The organism is Burkholderia stagnalis (assembly GCF_902830275.1).
GTDB classification, from domain to species: Bacteria; Pseudomonadota; Gammaproteobacteria; order Burkholderiales; family Burkholderiaceae; genus Burkholderia; species Burkholderia stagnalis.
In genome coordinates, this window is the sequence record NZ_CADESW010000034.1 from 1 (window position 1) to 17,420 (window position 17,420).

The window sequence follows — 17,420 nt, forward strand, 5'->3', positions numbered from 1 at the left end:
GGCTGAAGCTGAACACGCAGTCGCTCGCGACGGTGATCCTCGGCGGCATCGCGTTCCAGACGCCGCCGAACCAGACCACGGGCGCGACGGCGCCGGGCAACACGACGTTCCGCCTCGCCGCCGACCAGGCCGACGCGATGCGCGACCCGGATGGCCCGCCGCTTCAGGTCGTGATGGACTTCAACCAGTCGCTGCGCGGGCTGGCGGTGGGCGCGCCGGTCGACTTCCGCGGCATCGTGCTCGGCGAAGTGACCAACATCGGCATCGACTACGACCCGAAGACGAAGAACTTCACGATGCCGGTGACGATGAGCATCTTCCCGGAACGGCTCGGCCGGCGCTTCCGCGAGTCGATCGAGAGCAAGGGCGAACCGGCCCGCCGCGAGATCGTCGAGCGGCTCGTCGCACGCGGGCTGCGCGGCCAGCTGCGCACCGGCAACCTGCTGACGAGCCAGCTGTACGTCGCGCTCGACTTCTTCCCGAAGGCGCCGGCAGTGAAGATCGACGCGGCGCGCGTGCCGCTCGAGCTGCCGACCGTGGCGAACGAGCTCGAGGAGCTGCAGGTGCAGGTCGCCGACATCGCGAAGAAGCTCGACAAGGTGCCGTTCGAGCAGATCGGCAAGAACCTGAACAGCACGCTCGCGAACGCCGACCGGCTGTTCAAGCAGCTCGACTCGCAGGTCATGCCCGAGGCCCGCGACACGCTGTCGGCCGCGAAGCAGACCTTCTCGGCCGCCGAAGCGACGCTGCAGCAGGATTCGCCGATGCAATCCGACGTGCGCGGCGCGCTGAAGGAACTCACGCGCACGCTGCAATCGCTGAATGCGCTCTCCGACTATCTGGAGCGCCACCCCGAATCGCTGCTCAAGGGCAAGCCAGGAGATCAAAAATGACGACACGCGTGAACGGTTTCGCGAGCGGCGCGGCGGCGGTGCTCGCCACGCTGGCGCTCGCCGCGTGCAGCTCGCCGCCCGCGCGGTTCTATACGCTGAGCCCCGCCGACGCGGCGCGTGCGGTGCGCACGACGCCCGCCAATCCGCCGTTCCTGATCGAGGTGCCGGCCGTCGGCGTGCCCGAGCAGGTCGCGAAGAGCCAGCTCGTCGTGCAGAAGGACAGCGCGCAGGTCGACGTGCTCGAACTGGAACGCTGGGCGTCGCCGCCCGCCGACGAGATCCGCCGTGCGCTGTCCGACGATCTCGCCGCGCAGCTCGACACGATCGATGTCGTGAATTCCGCGTATCCGCCCGGCACGCCCGTGTACCGGGTGAGCGTCAACGTGCAGCGCTTCGAGTCGTGGCCCGGCAAGCGCGCGGCGATCGACGCGGTGTGGAGCGTGCGCGCCGTCGGCACGCAGACGGTGATGACCTGCCGCACGAGCGTCGCCGAGCCGGTCGGCAGCGGCTACGACGCGCTCGTCGCCGGCCACCGGCGCGCGCTCGACGCGATCGCGACGCAGGCGGCCAGCGGCGTGCGCGCGATGGCCGCGCGCCGCGCCGCCACGCCGGCGGCGACATCCGGCGGCAAGAACGCCGCGCCGCCCGTGCCCTGCCCGGCCAACACGGCGTCCGGCGACGCCGCCGGCGCGACCGGGAAGAACGGGACGTAAGCGGCCGCGGCCGCCCGTGCGCGCGACGTCCGCGACGCACGGGCCGCCGGGCCGCCGGGCCGCCGGGCCGCTGGTCCGCTGGTCCGCCAGTCCGCGATCTTGCATTGTTTGTCAAAATCCACCGGAACCGGTGCCCGGCCATCCGGTCGACTTGCGTTTTTACGTCCGATTGACGATCCTACGCACGTTTGCGCCTTGACCGGCCGTCGACTGCGCCGCTCACCCGCACGAGGCAGCACGAAGCCGCACGCAGGCGCATCGCAATTCGCCCGCGCACGATGCCGCGCGGGCCGTAGTATCGAACGGGCCGTTCCCGGGCCATCGCGCCCGCCGGGCGGACCGGACCGTCACACCGGTCATCCAGTCACCGCGTCCGCAACCCGCCCGTCCAGGGCATTTGCCATTCCGTTTATGTTTCGTTCCCTGACGACCCTGATCAAGAAGTGGCGCGCGTCGCGCAGCGCGAGCCACCAGCTCGACGCGCTGCTCGCGCACGCCGACGCCGACGCGTCCTATGCCGAGCGCAGCGAATGGCTGATCGAGCTCGCGCACTGGCTGCGCCGCAGCGGCACGATGCAGGCCGCGCAGGACGCCGCGGCCGAGCGCGACGACGACGCGCGCGCCTATCCCGCGCACGCGCGGCTGCGCTACCTGTTCCACGTGCTCGACCGCAACCCGGCCTGGAAGTCGCACGCCGCGCGGATCCTGCGCGGCATCCTGCGCGAATGCGACGGCATCTCGCTGTTGTGCGACGCGGGCATGCCCGTGCATTCGGGCTTCTTCGGCGCGCTGTTCGAGCGGCTCGATTCGTCGATGATCCCGCCCGCGCCGAACCGCCGCGAGCTGACGGCGCTGTTCACGCTGATGTTCCCGGCGCCGGAAGACGTGCAATGGATCGACGCGCTGCCCGACGACCTGCTCGCGCGCGTCGCCGAACTGATCGCGTTCGACGTCACCGAAGCGGAGCGCCACGAGCCCGGCTCGCTGTCGCGCGACCTGCTGGCGGCGCTGCACAACCTGACCTGCCAGATCAGCTCGACCGGCCTGTCGCAAACGGTGCGCAGCCGGCTGTCCGACGACGACGCGCGCACGCCGCTCGAGACGCAGCCGTTCTACCGGCTCACCCGCGCGATGCTCGCGGTCGAGAGCGCGCACGCGGCCGTCGAGGACGGCGGCGACCCGAGCAAGCTGCTGCATGAAGTGAACTACCTGCGCATGCTGCTCGACGAATGCCGCATCGCGGTCGACGACGTGTTCTCGCACCTGTACCGCAACGGCGTGTCGGTCGACATCGTGTTCCAGGTCGAGCGGATGCGCATGCGCATCCTGCGCGCGGAAACGCTGCTGAACGCGTGGATGGCGCGCGACGACCTGCGCGGGATGGCGCACCTCACCGCCGAGCTCGTCGACGCGAATCAGAACAGCCAGAGCGTGTCGCACCTGATCCGCAGCAATTTCTCGCTGTTCGCGCGCAAGCTCGTCGAGACCAACGCGGATACCGGCGAACACTACATCTCGCGCGGCCGCGCCGAGTACCTGAAGATGCTGCGGATGGCGGCCGGCGGCGGGCTCGTCACCGTCGTGACGGTGTGCATGAAGTTCGCGATCACCGGCGCGCACCTGCAGTCGATGCTCGAAGGGCTGCTCGCCGGCATCAACTACGCGGCGAGCTTCATGCTGATGCACTTCCTGCACTTCACGCTCGCCACCAAGCAGCCCGCGATGACCGCGCCGACGCTCGCACGCGAACTCGACGGCACCAGCCACGACGAAGGCGTGAAGCAGTTCGTCGCATCGGTGATCGCGCTGATCCGCACGCAGGCGGCCGCGATCTGCGGCAACGTGCTCGTCGTGCTGCCGGTGTGCCTGCTCGTGCAGCTGTTCGCCGGCGGCGTGCTGCATGCGAACCTGATCTCGCCGCAGAAGGCGCATGCGACGCTGCAGTCGTTCTCGCTGCTCGGCCCGACGCCGCTGTACGCGGCGCTCACGGGCGTGCTGCTGTGGGCGTCGAGCCTGATCGCTGGCTGGGCCGACAACTGGTTCGTGCTGCATCGCGTCGGCGACGCCCTCACCTACAACCGCCGGCTGCGCCTCACGCTCGGCGCGGCCGGCGCGGCGAAGCTCGCGCACTTCTGCCGGTCGAACGTCGCCGGCGTGGTCGCGAACGTCGGCCTCGGCCTGATGCTCGGCCTCGTGCCGGCGATCGTCTCCGGGATCCTGTTCTCGTTCGAGGTGCGGCACGTGACGCTGTCGGCGGGCTCGATCGGCATCGCGCTCGGCGTGCTCGGCGAGCAGACGCTGCGCACGCCCGAGCTGTGGTGGGCGACAGCCGGCGTGCTCAGCATGGCGATCCTCAACGTGCTGGTGAGCTTCGCGCTCGCGTTCACGATGGCCGTGCGCTCGCGCAGCCTGCGGCCGACCAAGGTGCGCGCGCTCGTCGCCGCAATCGGCCGCGCGGTGGCCGCGAATCCGCTCGTGCTGGTCTGGCCGGCGCGCGACCAGGCGGCCCGCCCGGGCCCGTCCGGGTCGCACTGACCGCCGTCGCGGCGTCCGCGGCAGGCCGCCGCGGACGGGCCGCATGAGCGGGGCGGCGGCGCCGCACCCGCCCATGCGCCGCCCGGCGCCCCCCAATTCGCGCCGACACGCCGGCCCTGGCGCCCGCGCCGCGTACAATACTGGACTTTTGTCCGTCTTCACCCGCCTTATGTCCTCGCCCACCCTGTACGAATTCTTCGCCCCCTGCCCGCGCGGCCTCGAAGCGGCGCTCGCCGCCGAGCTGGCCGAGATCGCCGGCCGCCACCTGGACGGCGCGCCGTTCACCGCGGGCGCGCAGGTGCCGGGCGGCGTCCATTTCCGGGGCGGCTGGGCCGCCGGCATGGCCGCGAACCTGCATTCGCGGATCGCGAGCCGCGTGCTGCTGAAGATCGCGCACCGCCCGTACCGCAACGAGCAGGACGTGTACGCGCTCGCGCTCGAGCAGCCCTGGGAGCGCTGGTTCGCGGCGACGCAGACGCTGCGCGTCGACATCACCGCGATCAAGTCGCCGCTGAAGAGCCTCGAGTTCGCGACGCTGCGCGTGAAGGACGCGATCTGCGACCGGATGCGCGACAAGACCGGCGCGCGCCCGAGCATCGACACCGGCGCACCCGACGTGCGCGTGTTCGCGTTCCTGACCGCCACCGACTGCACGCTGTACCTCGACACGTCCGGCGAGCCGCTGTTCAAGCGCGGCTGGCGCCTCGACAAGGGCGCGGCGCCGCTGCGCGAGAACCTCGCCGCCGGCATCCTGCGCCTGACCGGCTGGACGCCCGGCACGGCGCTGTACGACCCGATGTGCGGCAGCGGCACGTTCCTCGCGGAAGCCGCGCAGATCGCGCTCGGCGTGGCGCCCGGCGTCGAGCGCCGGTTCGGCTTCGAAAAGCTCAAGCAGTACGACATCACCGCGTGGCAGGGCCTGAAGGTCGCGGCAATCGACGCGAAACGCGCGGCGCGCGGCAAGCGCGACGACCTCGGCGTCTACGGCAGCGACATTTCCGGCGACATGCTCGAGAAGGCGCGCGCGAACCTCGAACGCGCGGGCGTGCCGTCGGTGTGGCTCAAGCAGGTCGATGCGCGCGGGATGACGCCGCCGAGCAGCGCGCCGGGGATCATCGTCGCGAACCCGCCGTACGGCGAGCGGATCGAGGTGCGCGGCCGCAGCGCGCGCGGCGAGGTGCGCGAGACCGGCCGCAACCGCGGCAACGACGACGCGTTCCGCCGCACGCACGCCGACACCCCCGACAGCGAGTTCTTCAACGCGCTCGGCGATGCACTGAAGCAGCGCTTCGCCGGCTGGCAGGCGTTCCTGCTGACGTCCGACCGCGCGCTGCCCGGCCAGCTCCGGCTGCGCGAATCGGCGAAGACGCCGCTGTTCAACGGCGCGCTCGAATGCCGGCTGTTCCGCTTCGACCTGATCGCGGGCAGCGTGAAGGCGCGCCCGGCCGCACCGGACGGCGACGCATAAGCGATCGCACCCCGCTTCGGGCGGCGCCGCACCGGTGCCGCCCGCCGGCGCGCATCGCGCGCGCCCATCGCATTCTGCACGCGGCCGTCATGCCCGACGGCCGCCAGCCCTGCCCCTTATCCCGCCAGACCGGCAACACCGCGCGCCTCCCGCCGCCCTTTCCTGACGCTCAGCCCCTCCCGGCGACACGCCGGCGCACGGCACGCGCACGCCGCAACGCCCACCCCGCCGCGCGACATGTCAGCACCGACGCATCTACTGACAGCACGCTGTCAGCAGCCCCCGCTCACACTGCAATCCCGGCGCATTGCAACGCTGGTTTCCACATGAATCGAATGAAAAAGGAGCAGGTCATGACGTCCGCCACCCAGGCCCAGGAACGCGCCATCGCATGGTTCGACATTCCGTCCCTCGATTTCGACCGGGCGATCCGCTTTTACGAAACCGTGCTGCAGACGACGCTGCAGCGCGAGGTGATCGGCGGCGTGCCGATGGCGGTGTTCGGCCACGAGGAGGCGAGCACCGGCGGCAGCATCGTCTACGATCCGCAGCAGATGAAGCCGAGCGCCACCGGCGTGCTCGTCTACCTGAACGCGGGCGACTCGGTCGTCGCGGCGCTCGAACGCGCCAAGCGCGCGGGCGGCATCGTGCAGGGCTCGGTCGTCGAGCTGCCGAACAACTACGGTTACATCGGGTACCTGATCGATACCGAAGGCAACCGCGTCGGCCTGCACGCGCCGAAATGCCACTGAGCGGCGCGTTCACGCGGCAGGCGCGGCGCTATCATCGCGGGGTCTCCTGCTTCGACGGAATCGAGGTGCATCCATGACGCGTCGCGCCGACCGCCTGTTCCAGATCGCCGAGCTGCTGCGCGGCCGGCGCCTCACGACCGCGCAGCAGCTGGCCGACTGGCTGTCGGTGTCGCCGCGCACCGTGTACCGCGACGTGCGCGACCTGCAATTGTCAGGCGTGCCGATCGAAGGCGAGGCCGGCATCGGCTACCGGCTGAACCGCAACGCGAGCCTGCCGCCGCTCACCTTCACCGCGGAGGAGCTCGCGGCGCTCGCCGCGGGCGCGCGGATGCTCGAGACCTGGGGCGGCGCGCGGCTCGCGGGCGGCGCACGCTCGGCGCTCGCGAAGATCGCGTCGGCGATGCCGGCCGACAAGCGCACCACGCTCGACCGGCTGCCGGTGTACGCGCCGTCGTTCCACATCGACGCCACGTTCTCGCTGAAGGTCGATGCGATCCACCAGGCCGTCGACACGCGCCACGTCGTCGGCTTCGCTTACCGCGACCGGCTCGGCGCGCACACGCAGCGCCGCGTGTGGCCGCTGGGGCTCGTCTATTGGGGCGGGCGCTGGACGATCGGCGCGTGGTGCGAGCTGCGCGGCGACTTTCGCACCTTCGACATCGCGCGGATGGGCGACATCACCGTGCACGAGCAGTTTCCGGACATGGAAGGGCGCCGGATCGCCGATTACATGCGGATCGCGGAAGCGCCGATGCGCTGACATGCGCGGGCGGCGGGCGACCACTCGGCCGCGCCGCTTTCGCTCCCCGCCCTGAAAGACAGGGTTTCTCGGCGCAAACCGGATGAAAAAAGCCCGATCGGCATAGGCCGAATCGGGCTGTCCCGCTCGGGCGGGTGGACGGACGCCCCGCCGCCCGCACTGAACGCGCACGCGTCAGTCGACCGCCTTCACCATGTCCTCGATGACCTTCTTCGCATCGCCGAAGACCATCATCGTCTTGTCCATGTAGAACAGGTCGTTGTCGAGCCCCGCATAGCCGGCCGCCATCGAGCGCTTGTTGACGATCACCGTGCGCGCCTTGTACGCCTCGATGATCGGCATCCCCGCGATCGGCGACTTCGGATCGTTCTTCGCGGCCGGGTTCACCACGTCGTTCGCGCCGAGCACCAGCACCACGTCGACCTGGCCGAACTCGCCGTTGATGTCCTCCATCTCGTGCACGATCTCGTACGGCACCTCGGCTTCCGCGAGCAGCACGTTCATGTGCCCCGGCATCCGCCCGGCCACCGGGTGGATCGCGTATTTCACGTCGATCCCCTTCTCGACCAGCTTGTCGGTCAGCTCCTTCAGCGCGTGCTGCGCGCGCGCGACCGCGAGGCCGTAGCCCGGCACGATCACGACCGTTTCGGCGTTGCCGAGCATGAACGACGCGTCCTCCGCCGAGCCCGACTTCACCGGGCGCTGCTCCTGCGCGCCGCCCGCCGCCGCCGCGCCGGCCTCCCCGCCGAAACCGCCGAGGATCACGTTGAAGAACGAGCGGTTCATCGCGTGGCACATGATGTACGACAGGATCGCGCCCGACGAGCCCACCAGCGACCCGGCGATGATCAGCATCGCGTTGTTCAGCGAGAAGCCGATGCCCGCCGCCGCCCAGCCCGAGTAGGAATTCAGCATCGACACGACCACCGGCATGTCCGCGCCGCCGATCGGGATGATGATCAGCACGCCGAGCACGAACGCGATCGCCGTCATGATGATGAACGGCAGCCACGACTGCGTCAGCACGAACAGCACGCCGAAGCCGAGCATCGCGACGGCAAGCATCAGGTTGATCAGGTGCTGCCCCGCGTACACGACCGGCGCGCCCTGGAACAGCCGGAACCTGTACTTGCCCGACAGCTTGCCGAACGCGATCACCGAGCCCGAGAACGTGATCGCGCCGACGAACGTGCCGATGAACAGCTCGACGCGGTTGCCGTACGGGATGAAGTTCGACGCCACCGCGTCCTGCGGCACGAGCCCGAACGCTTCCGGCTCGGCCACCACCGCATACGCGATGCAGACCGCCGCGAGACCGATCAGCGAGTGCATCGCCGCGACGAGCTCCGGCATCTTGGTCATCTCGACGCGCGCGGCGACGAATGCGCCGACCCCGCCGCCCACCACCAGCGCGCCGAGCAGGAGCCCGAGGCCGAGCGGCAGGTTCGCGTCGAGCAGCGCGGCCTGCTTGACGATCAGCGCGATCGTCGTGAGGATCGCGATGGCCATCCCGACCATCCCGAACAGGTTGCCGCGCCGGGCGCTCTTCGGGTTCGACAGCCCCTTGAGCGCCTGGATGAAGCAGACCGATGCGATCAGGTAAAGGAGCGTAACCACGTTCATGCTCATCGCGCGCCCTCCTTGCCGCCCTCGATGCGCTTGGGTTCCTTCTTGCGGAACATCTCGAGCATCCGTCTCGTGACGAGGAACCCGCCGAACACGTTGACCGCCGCGAGCGCGACCGCCAGCGTGCCGAAGAACTTGCCGACCCCGCCGACCGTCAGCGCGGCGGCGAGCATCGCGCCGACGATCACGATCGCCGAGATCGCGTTGGTCACCGCCATCAGCGGCGTGTGCAGCGCCGGCGTCACGTTCCACACCACGTGATAGCCGACGTACACCGCCAGCACGAAGATGATCACGTTGATCACCGTATGATTGATGACTTCCATGGTCTTCCCCGGTTATTTGCGCGCGACTTCGCCGTCGCGGCAGAGCAGCGTCGCGGCGACGATGTCGTCGGTCAGGTCGATGTTGAGCGTGCCTTCCTTCGTGACGATCAGCTTCATGAAGTCGAGCAGGTTGCGCGCATACAGCGCGGACGCATCCGACGCGACCATCGACGCGAGGTTGGTGTAGCCGGCGATCGTCACGCCGTCGTGCACGATCACTTCGTCGGCGACGGTCAGCGGGCAGTTGCCGCTCTTGCGGCCGTCGAACTCCGGCCCGCGGCCGGCCGCGAGGTCGACCAGCACCGAGCCCGGCTTCATCGACTGCACGGTCTCGACCGAGATCAGCGTCGGCGCGGGGCGGCCCGGGATCAGCGCGGTGGTGATGATGATGTCGGCCTGTTTCGCGCGCTCGTGCACGAGCGCGGCCTGGCGGCCGAGCCACGACGCGGGCATCGGCCGCGCGTAGCCGCCGACGCCCTGCGCGGCGTCGCGCTCCTCGTCGGTTTCGTACGGCACGTCGAGGAACTTCGCGCCGAGCGATTCGATCTGCTCCTTCACGGCCGGGCGCACGTCGGATGCCTCGATCACCGCGCCGAGCCGCTTCGCGGTCGCGATCGCCTGCAGCCCCGCCACCCCCGCGCCGAGGATCAGCACGCGGGCCGCCTTCACGGTGCCGGCGGCCGTCATCAGCATCGGGAAGAAGCGCGGATACAGCGCGGCGCCGACCAGCACGGCCTTGTAGCCCGCGATGTTCGCCTGCGACGACAGCACGTCGAGGCTCTGCGCGCGGGTCGTGCGCGGCGCGGCCTCGAGCGCGAAGCCGGTCACGCCGGCCGCCGCGAGCCGCGCGGCCTGCTCGCCGTCGAACGGGTCGAGCATGCCGATCAGCACGGAGCCGCGCTTGAGCGACGGAATTTCGATGTCGGTGGGCGCCTGGACCTTCAGCACGATGTCCGCATCGAATGCGCCCGACTGATCGGTCAATTCGGCGCCGGCGGCGGCATAGGCTTCGTCGGGATAGCTGGCCGCGACACCCGCCCCCTTCGCCACGCTCACGCGGTGGCCGGCGGCCGCGTATTTCTTGACGGTCTCCGGCGTCGCAGCCACGCGCGTCTCGTTCGCCCGCGTTTCAGCAGGCACTCCGATATGCATTGTCCAATCCTCCAGTCATCGTCAGTAATTGATTCTTGCTTTCAATTCTTACTGCGACTGCAAGCCGGACAGGCTGACATACCGGCTCACGGGCAACGGCGATCACGCTGCACTTTAACCGAAAGCCGCAGCCGCGCCAGCGCTTTACGCACGATCGTGCGAGCCTGTTGAGTTGCAGCACTGGACAAGCGTGCGCCGCCCGATGCGCCGATCCGTGCGGGGTCGGAACCACCCTAGCCGTGCTCGGGCAGCGTCCGGGCGCAACCGGTAAAATGCCGACCCATGAAACCCGAAATCTGGACCCCGCATGTGACCGTCGCGGCGCTCGTCGAGCGCGACGGCCGCTTTCTCGTGATCGAGGAAGAAACCTCGACGGGCCTGCGCATCAACCAGCCCGCCGGCCATCTCGAAGCCGGCGAATCGCTCGCCGACGCCGTGATCCGCGAAACGCTCGAGGAAACCGCGCATCCGTTCGAGCCCGAAGCGCTCGTCGGCGTGTATCTCGCGCACTACGACCGCCCCGGCACGGCCGGCGCCACCTACCTGCGCTTCACGTTCTGCGGCACCGCGCGCGACGCGATCGCCGGCCACCGGCTCGACGACGGCATCGTCCGCACGCTGTGGATGACGGCCGACGAGCTGCGCGCCTGCAGCGAGCGTCACCGCTCGCCCGCGGTGATGCGCTGCGTCGACGACTATCTCGCCGGGCGGCGCATTCCGCTCGATTTCGTGCATACGCATTCGGTCGCGCCGCGGCCGGACGCATTCGATCGTCAGGCGGTGGACAAATGAGCAAGCGCCGTATCGTGGTGGGCATGTCGGGCGGCGTCGATTCGTCGGTGACCGCGTGGCTGCTGAAGCAACAGGGCTACGACGTCGTCGGCCTGTTCATGAAGAACTGGGAAGACGACGACGACGGCGAATACTGCTCGACGCGCCAGGACTGGATCGACGTCGTGTCGGTGGCCGACCTGATCGGCATCGACGTCGAGGCCGTCAACTTCGCCGCCGAATACAAGGATCGCGTGTTCGCCGAGTTCCTGCGCGAATACTCGGCCGGCCGCACGCCGAACCCGGACGTGCTGTGCAACGCGGAGATCAAGTTCAAGGCATTCCTCGACCATGCGATGTCGCTCGGCGCGGAAACGATCGCGACCGGCCACTACGCGCGCGTGCGCGAACGCGACGGGCGCTTCGAACTGCTGAAGGCATTCGATCATACGAAAGACCAGTCGTACTTCCTGCACCGGCTGAACCAGGCGCAGCTGTCGAAGACGATGTTCCCGCTCGGCGAGATCCCGAAGACGAAGGTGCGCGAGATCGCCGAGCAGATCGGCCTGCCGAATGCGAAGAAAAAGGATTCGACCGGCATCTGCTTCATCGGCGAGCGGCCGTTCCGCGATTTCCTGAACCGCTATCTGCCGACCCAGCCCGGCCCGATGAAGACGCCCGACGGCAAGACGGTCGGCCAGCACATCGGCCTCGCGTTCTACACGTTCGGCCAGCGCAAGGGCATCGGCCTCGGCGGCAGCAAGGACGGCAGCGGCGATCCGTGGTTCGTCGCCGCGAAGGACATCCCGTCGAACACGCTGTACGTCGTGCAGGGCCACGATCACCCGTGGCTGCTGTCGCAGCGGCTCGTCGCCGGCAACGTGAGCTGGACCGCGGGCGAGCCGCCGGCCGAAGGCTTCGCGTGCGGCGCGAAGACCCGCTACCGGCAGGCCGATGCCGCGTGCACGTTCGCGCGGGACGGCGGCGAACGCTTCTCGCTCGCCTTCGACGACGCGCAATGGGCCGTCACGCCCGGCCAGTCGGCCGTGCTGTACGACGGCGAGATCTGCCTCGGCGGCGGCATCATCGAGTTCGCGGCGACCGGCCGCCCGGGCCACGCCGCGGCCGGCGCGCCGGCGCTCGTCGAGGCACGCTGACGCGCATTCGGTTTAGACTTGCGGCACGCCGCGCCCGGCGGAACACGATTCCACCCCGGCCGGCGCGCCGCCGCGCGGCGTACGCATGGCGGCATTCCAAATTCCTTACGGAGTCCCCATGCTTTCACGACGCTATCTGGCGATGTGGTGTGCCGTCCTGTTGCTCGTCGCGACGGCCGCGCTCGCGTCATGTCACGTACTCTCGTGGCTCTGGCTCGCCATCCCCGCCGCCCTCGTCGCGCTCGGCCTGTACGACCTGAACCAGGATCGTCACGCGATCCTGCGCAATTACCCGCTCTGGGGCCACCTGCGCTTCCTGTTCGAATTCATCCGGCCGGAAATCCGCCAGTATTTCGTCGAGGACGACACCGACGAGAAACCGTTTTCGCGCGCGCAGCGCAGCCTCGTGTACCAGCGCGCGAAGAACGTCGGCGACAACCGCCCGTACGGCACCGAGCTGAACGTGAAGGCGGTCGCGCACGAATGGATCAGCCATTCGCTCGCGCCGACCAAGCTGCCGAACCACGATTTCCGCATCCGCGTCGGCGCGAACCGCGCGCAGCCGTACGACATCTCGATCTTCAACATCTCGGCGATGAGCTTCGGCTCGCTGTCCGCGAACGCGATCCGCTCGCTGAACCTCGGCGCGAAGAAAGGCGGCTTCGCGCACGATACCGGCGAGGGTTCGCTGTCGAAATATCACCGTGAACACGGCGGCGACATCATCTGGGAAATCGCGTCCGGCTACTTCGGCTGCCGCAACGACGACGGCACCTTCAACCCGGACAAGTTCGCGAAGCAGGCGGCCGATCCGCAGGTGAAGATGATCGAGGTCAAGCTGTCGCAGGGCGCGAAGCCGGGCCACGGCGGCGTGCTGCCGGCCGCGAAGATCACGCCGGAAATCGCCGAGACGCGCGGCGTGCCGATGGGCAAGGACTGCATCTCGCCCGCCACGCACTCGGAATTCTCGACGCCGCGCGGCCTGCTCGAATTCGTCGAGCGGCTGCGCACGCTGTCCGGCGGCAAGCCGACCGGCTTCAAGCTGTGCGTCGGCCATCCGTGGGAATTCTTCGGCATCGCGAAGGCGATGCTCGAGACCGGCATCGTGCCGGACTTCATCGTCGTCGACGGCGCGGAAGGCGGCACGGGCGCGGCGCCGCTCGAATTCACCGACCACGTCGGCGTGCCGCTGCAGGAAGGGCTGCTGCTCGTGCACAACACGCTCGTCGGCATCGGCGTGCGCGAGCGCGTGAAGATCGGCGCGAGCGGCAAGATCATCACCGCGTTCGACGTCGCGCGCACGCTCGCGATCGGCGCGGACTGGGTGAACTCGGCGCGCGGCTTCATGTTCGCGGTCGGCTGCATCCAGGCGCAGACCTGCCACACGGGCCGCTGCCCGACCGGCGTCGCGACCCAGGACCCGGTGCGCCAGCGCGCGGTGGTCGTGCCGGACAAGTCGGATCGCGTCTACAACTTCCACCGCAACACGCTGCATGCGCTGCAGGAACTCGTGCAGGCGGCCGGGCTGGCGCATCCGTCGGAGCTGCGCGCACATCACATCGTGCAGCGCATTTCGCCGCACGAAGTCCGGCTGATGTCGCAGCTGCTGAAATACCTGAAGCCCGGCGCGCTGCTCGACGGCGGCCACTGCGGCTATTCGCTGTACGACCAGTGGTGGCCGATCGCGCGCAGCGATGCGTTCACGCTCGGCGACGCCGCCTACGCGCCGCTCGGGTGACGCGCCCGCTCGTCGTCGCGACCATGAAAAACGCGCCCTTCGGGGCGCGTTTTTTCGTCTGCGGAATGCCCAGCCGGCGACGCCGCCGGCCGCGTCACCCCTGCGGCACGGTGTCGACGAACGACGGCCGCTGCATCAGCTTCGCGAAATGCTTGTCGAGGTTCGGGTGGCGGTCGCGCCAGTTCAGCTCGGGCATCCGGAAATCGAGATAGCCGAGTGCGCAGCCGAGGGAGATGTCGGCGAGCGTGTAATGATTACCGACGCACCACATCTTGCCGCCGAGGCCCTGCGACATCGCGACGAGCGCATCGTCGATCTTGCGCTGCTGGCGGGCAATCCAGCTTTCGCTGCGCTGATGCGCTTCGCGCTGCACGTTCTCGATGCGGATCATGACCGACGCGTCGAGCGCGCCGTCGCACAGCGCTTCCCAGCAACGCACTTCGACGCGCTCGCGGCCGGACGGCGGAATCAGCTTGCCGACCGGGGACAGCGTATCGACGTATTCGCAGATCACGCGGGAATCGAACACCGCGGCGCCATCTTCCATCACGAGACACGGAACCTTGCCGAGCGGGTTCGAGGCATGAATGTTCGTGTCCGGCGCCCAGACGTTTTCGAGCTCCAGCTTGTAGTCGATCTTCTTTTCAGCAAGCACGATGCGCGCCTTTCGCACGAACGGGCTGCTGAGCGAACCGATTAATTTCATCATCTGCCTTTGTTGGGGAACCGCCGAGAGTATACGTTGTCGCCGATCATAACCGGGCGGCGACAGCCGGTAGAAAATCGCCCATCCGGCCTGTGGATGGTTTGCAACAGCCGCGGCGGCGCGCCCGCGCCGCGCCCCCGCCCCCTCACGCGCCGCGTCCGGCGGCGCTACAATCGCACGATGAATGCGCCCCTCGATACCGCCATCGCCGTCGACGTCTACCGCCAGCGCCGCGAGCGCGTGCTTGCCGCACTGCGCGCGGCGGGCGGCGGCGTCGCCATCGTCCCCACCGCGCCGGAAATGCTGCGCAACCGCGACACGGGCTACCCGTACCGCCACGACAGCTATTTCTACTACCTGACGGGATTCGCCGAGCCGGACGCCGTGCTCGTGCTGAACGCGTCCGCGCCGCACGGCGCGCCGCAATCGATCCTGTTCTGCCGTGCGAAGAATGCCGAGCGCGAAACCTGGGAAGGCTTCCATTACGGCCCCGACGCCGCGCGCGACGCGTTCGGCTTCGATGCGGCGTTCGCCGCCGACGTGCTCGACGCGGAAATGCCGCGCCTGCTCGCCGACGCGGGCACCGTGCATTACCGGTTCGGCGCGTCCGCCGAGTTCGACCGCCAGCTCGAGCGCTGGATCGACGCGGTGCGCGCCCAGGCGCGCACCGGCGTCGCCGCGCCGGACGCGCTGCTCGATCTCACGCCGCTGCTGGACGACATGCGGCTCGTCAAGGACGAGCACGAGCTCGCGATCATGATGCGCGCCGCGCACATCTCGGCGCTCGCGCATCGCCGCGCGATGCAGGCATGCCGCCCCGGCATCCGCGAATACGAGCTCGAGGCCGAGCTGCTCTACACGTTCCGCAAGCACGGCGCGCAGGCGCCCGCGTACGGCTCGATCGTCGCGGCAGGCGCGAACGCATGCGTGCTGCACTACCCGGCCGGCAACGCGGCCGCGCGGGACGGCGACCTGATCCTGATCGACGCGGCGTGCGAGCTCGACGGCTATGCGTCCGACATCACCCGCACGTTCCCGGCCAACGGCCGCTTCTCGCCCGCGCAGCGCACGCTGTACGACATCGTGCTCGCCGCGCAGCAGGCCGCGATCGACGCGACGCGCGCCGGCGTGCCGTTCGAGGCGCCGCACGACGCGGCGGTGCGCGTGCTCGCGCAGGGCCTGCTCGACACCGGCATCATCCCGAAGACGCACTTCACGAACGTCGACGACGTGATCGCCGAACGGGCGTACGCGCGCTTCTACATGCACCGCACCGGCCACTGGATCGGCATGGACGTGCACGATTGCGGCGACTACCGCGAGCGGCTCGCCGCGCGCGACGCCAACGGCGCGCTGCCGTGGCGCACGCTGAAGGCCGGCATGACGCTGACCGTCGAGCCGGGCCTGTACGTGCGCGCCGCCGACGACGTGCCGCCCGAATACTGGAACATCGGCATCCGCATCGAGGACGACGCGATCGTGCGCGAGCACGGCTGCGAGCTGATCACGCGCGACGTGCCGGTGGCGGCCGCCGAGATCGAGGCGCTGATGCGCGCGGGCGCGGCGCACGGCGCATGAGCATGCGGCGCCGACCGTTTCCTTCGTTTCACGATTCCCGATGACGACCGACTCCTCCCCGGCCACGCCGGACTACGACATCGCCATCGTCGGCGCGGGCCCCGTCGGGCTCGCGCTGGCCGGCTGGCTAGCGCGGCGCAGCGCAACGCAGCACTGGTCGATCGCGCTGATCGACGCGCGCGAGCCCGCCGCGAGCGCGAACGACCCGCGCGCGATCGCCGTGTCGCACGGCAGCCACGTGCTGCTCGACTCGCTCGCGTGGCCCGCCGACGCGACGCCGATCGAACACATCCACGTGTCGCAGCGCGGCCATTTCGGCCGCACGCTGATCGACCGCGACGAGCATGACGTCGCGGCGCTCGGCTACGTCGTGCGCTACGGCTCGATCGTGCAGGCGCTCGCGGGCGCGGTGCGCGGCACGCGCGTCGACTGGCTCACGTCGACGTCCGCGCGCGCGCCGCAGCAGGATGCCGACGGCGTCGCGCTGACGCTCGACACGCCGCAGGGCGAGCGCACGCTGCGCGCGCGGATCGTCGTCAACGCCGAAGGCGGGCTGTTCCAGGACCAGCGCGCCGACGACGGCAAGCACCGCCGCGACTACGGACAGACCGCGCTCGTCGGCACGGTGACCGTGTCCGCGCCGCGCCCGAACGTCGCGTGGGAACGCTTCACCCATGAAGGGCCGCTCGCGCTGCTGCCGCTCGGCGGCCCGCAACAGGCCGACTACGCGCTCGTGTGGTGCTGCGAACCGGGCGAAGCCGCGCGCCGCGCCGCGCTGCCGGACGACGCGTTCCTGCGCGAGCTCGGCACCGCCTTCGGCGAGCGCATGGGCCGCTTCGTCGCGATCGCCGGGCGCGCGTCGTTCCCGCTCGGCCTGAACGCTGCGCCGACCCTCGTCGACCGCCGCATCGCGATCGTCGGCAATGCCGCGCAGACGCTGCACCCGGTCGCAGGCCAGGGGCTGAACCTCGGCCTGCGCGACGTGCATACGCTCGTCGATGCGCTGTCCACGCACGGCGCCGTGCCGGCCGCGCTCGCGGCCTTCAACGCGCGGCGCGCGCTCGACCGGCGCTTCACGATCGGCGCGACCGACACGCTCGCGCGGCTGTTCACGATCGAATCGGGCCCGCTCGCGCTGCTGCGCGGCGCGGCGCTCACCGCGCTCGAGTTCGTGCCGCCGCTCAAGACCGCGATCGCCCGCCAGATGATGTTCGGCCAGCGCGGCTGACGCACGCCCGACAAACC

Annotated in this window: 15 protein-coding genes; 11 read left to right on the plus strand and 4 right to left on the minus strand. The window is 69.7% G+C overall.

Translation table 11 applies throughout. The features are described from left to right. From HWY45_RS34235 to HWY45_RS34260, 6 genes are all read left to right on the plus strand, one after another. Window positions 1-893 (plus strand): PqiB family protein (locus tag HWY45_RS34235; protein ID WP_176118435.1); only part of this gene is annotated, 893 nt, incomplete at its 5' end. Further along, entirely contained in the window at window positions 890-1,606 is a 717-nt protein-coding gene (locus HWY45_RS34240; RefSeq protein WP_059880758.1) for a PqiC family protein, read from the plus strand. The genes HWY45_RS34235 and HWY45_RS34240, both read left to right, overlap by 4 nt. A 411-nt stretch (window positions 1,607-2,017) precedes the next feature. Then, window positions 2,018-4,141: a site-specific recombinase gene (locus HWY45_RS34245; protein WP_059880755.1), complete on the plus strand. Its 2,124-nt coding sequence runs from the start codon at window positions 2,018-2,020 to the stop codon at window positions 4,139-4,141. A gap of 169 nt (window positions 4,142-4,310) precedes the next feature. After that, window positions 4,311-5,609, plus strand: a complete 1,299-nt coding sequence (locus HWY45_RS34250) for a THUMP domain-containing class I SAM-dependent RNA methyltransferase (protein ID WP_059565212.1) — start codon at window positions 4,311-4,313, stop codon at window positions 5,607-5,609. A 353-nt stretch (window positions 5,610-5,962) separates the two neighbouring features. Further along, window positions 5,963-6,361, plus strand: a complete 399-nt coding sequence (locus HWY45_RS34255) for a VOC family protein (RefSeq protein ID WP_059565470.1) — start codon at window positions 5,963-5,965, stop codon at window positions 6,359-6,361. 73 nt (window positions 6,362-6,434) lie between these two features. Continuing rightward, a complete protein-coding gene (locus HWY45_RS34260) occupies window positions 6,435-7,121 on the plus strand; it encodes a helix-turn-helix transcriptional regulator (RefSeq protein ID WP_059565211.1) in 687 nt (228 codons plus the stop codon). A 174-nt stretch (window positions 7,122-7,295) separates the two neighbouring features. Here the strand turns inward: HWY45_RS34260 and HWY45_RS34265 are convergent, their stop codons facing one another. From HWY45_RS34265 to HWY45_RS34275, 3 genes are read right to left on the minus strand one after another with little or no spacing between them, the layout of a single operon-like run. Continuing rightward, window positions 7,296-8,750, minus strand: coding sequence for an NAD(P)(+) transhydrogenase (Re/Si-specific) subunit beta (locus HWY45_RS34265; protein WP_059880752.1), 1,455 nt, complete (start codon window positions 8,748-8,750; stop codon window positions 7,296-7,298). After that, the gene (locus HWY45_RS34270) at window positions 8,747-9,073 is read right to left on the minus strand and encodes an NAD(P) transhydrogenase subunit alpha part 2 (protein WP_059880749.1); all 327 of its coding nucleotides are present in this window, start codon (window positions 9,071-9,073) and stop codon (window positions 8,747-8,749) included. The genes HWY45_RS34265 and HWY45_RS34270 overlap by 4 nt, the downstream gene beginning before the upstream one ends. A 12-nt stretch (window positions 9,074-9,085) precedes the next feature. Then, on the minus strand, window positions 9,086-10,225 hold the full coding sequence (locus tag HWY45_RS34275; RefSeq protein WP_059880746.1) for a Re/Si-specific NAD(P)(+) transhydrogenase subunit alpha: 1,140 nt from the start codon (window positions 10,223-10,225) through the stop codon (window positions 9,086-9,088). 282 nt (window positions 10,226-10,507) lie between these two features. Between HWY45_RS34275 and HWY45_RS34280 the strand changes: the two genes are divergently transcribed. From HWY45_RS34280 to HWY45_RS34290, 3 genes are all read left to right on the plus strand, one after another. Then, window positions 10,508-11,017, plus strand: a complete 510-nt coding sequence (locus tag HWY45_RS34280; protein WP_059565207.1) for an NUDIX hydrolase — start codon at window positions 10,508-10,510, stop codon at window positions 11,015-11,017. After that, window positions 11,014-12,153: a tRNA 2-thiouridine(34) synthase MnmA gene (gene mnmA, locus HWY45_RS34285; RefSeq protein WP_059565206.1), complete on the plus strand. Its 1,140-nt coding sequence runs from the start codon at window positions 11,014-11,016 to the stop codon at window positions 12,151-12,153. The genes HWY45_RS34280 and mnmA overlap by 4 nt, the downstream gene beginning before the upstream one ends. A gap of 118 nt (window positions 12,154-12,271) precedes the next feature. Then, a complete protein-coding gene (locus tag HWY45_RS34290) occupies window positions 12,272-13,891 on the plus strand; it encodes an FMN-binding glutamate synthase family protein (protein WP_059565205.1) in 1,620 nt (539 codons plus the stop codon). Window positions 13,892-13,985: 94 nt separating this feature from the next. Here HWY45_RS34290 and HWY45_RS34295 read toward each other — a convergent pair whose 3' ends face one another. Beyond that, on the minus strand, window positions 13,986-14,600 hold the full coding sequence (locus HWY45_RS34295; protein ID WP_059565204.1) for a glutathione S-transferase family protein: 615 nt from the start codon (window positions 14,598-14,600) through the stop codon (window positions 13,986-13,988). Window positions 14,601-14,777: 177 nt separating this feature from the next. Between HWY45_RS34295 and HWY45_RS34300 the strand changes: the two genes are divergently transcribed. Further along, window positions 14,778-16,175, plus strand: a complete 1,398-nt coding sequence (locus HWY45_RS34300; RefSeq protein ID WP_059565468.1) for an aminopeptidase P N-terminal domain-containing protein — start codon at window positions 14,778-14,780, stop codon at window positions 16,173-16,175. A gap of 40 nt (window positions 16,176-16,215) precedes the next feature. Continuing rightward, window positions 16,216-17,403: a UbiH/UbiF/VisC/COQ6 family ubiquinone biosynthesis hydroxylase gene (locus HWY45_RS34305; RefSeq protein WP_059565203.1), complete on the plus strand. Its 1,188-nt coding sequence runs from the start codon at window positions 16,216-16,218 to the stop codon at window positions 17,401-17,403. The last annotated feature ends 17 nt before the right edge of the window (window positions 17,404-17,420 follow it).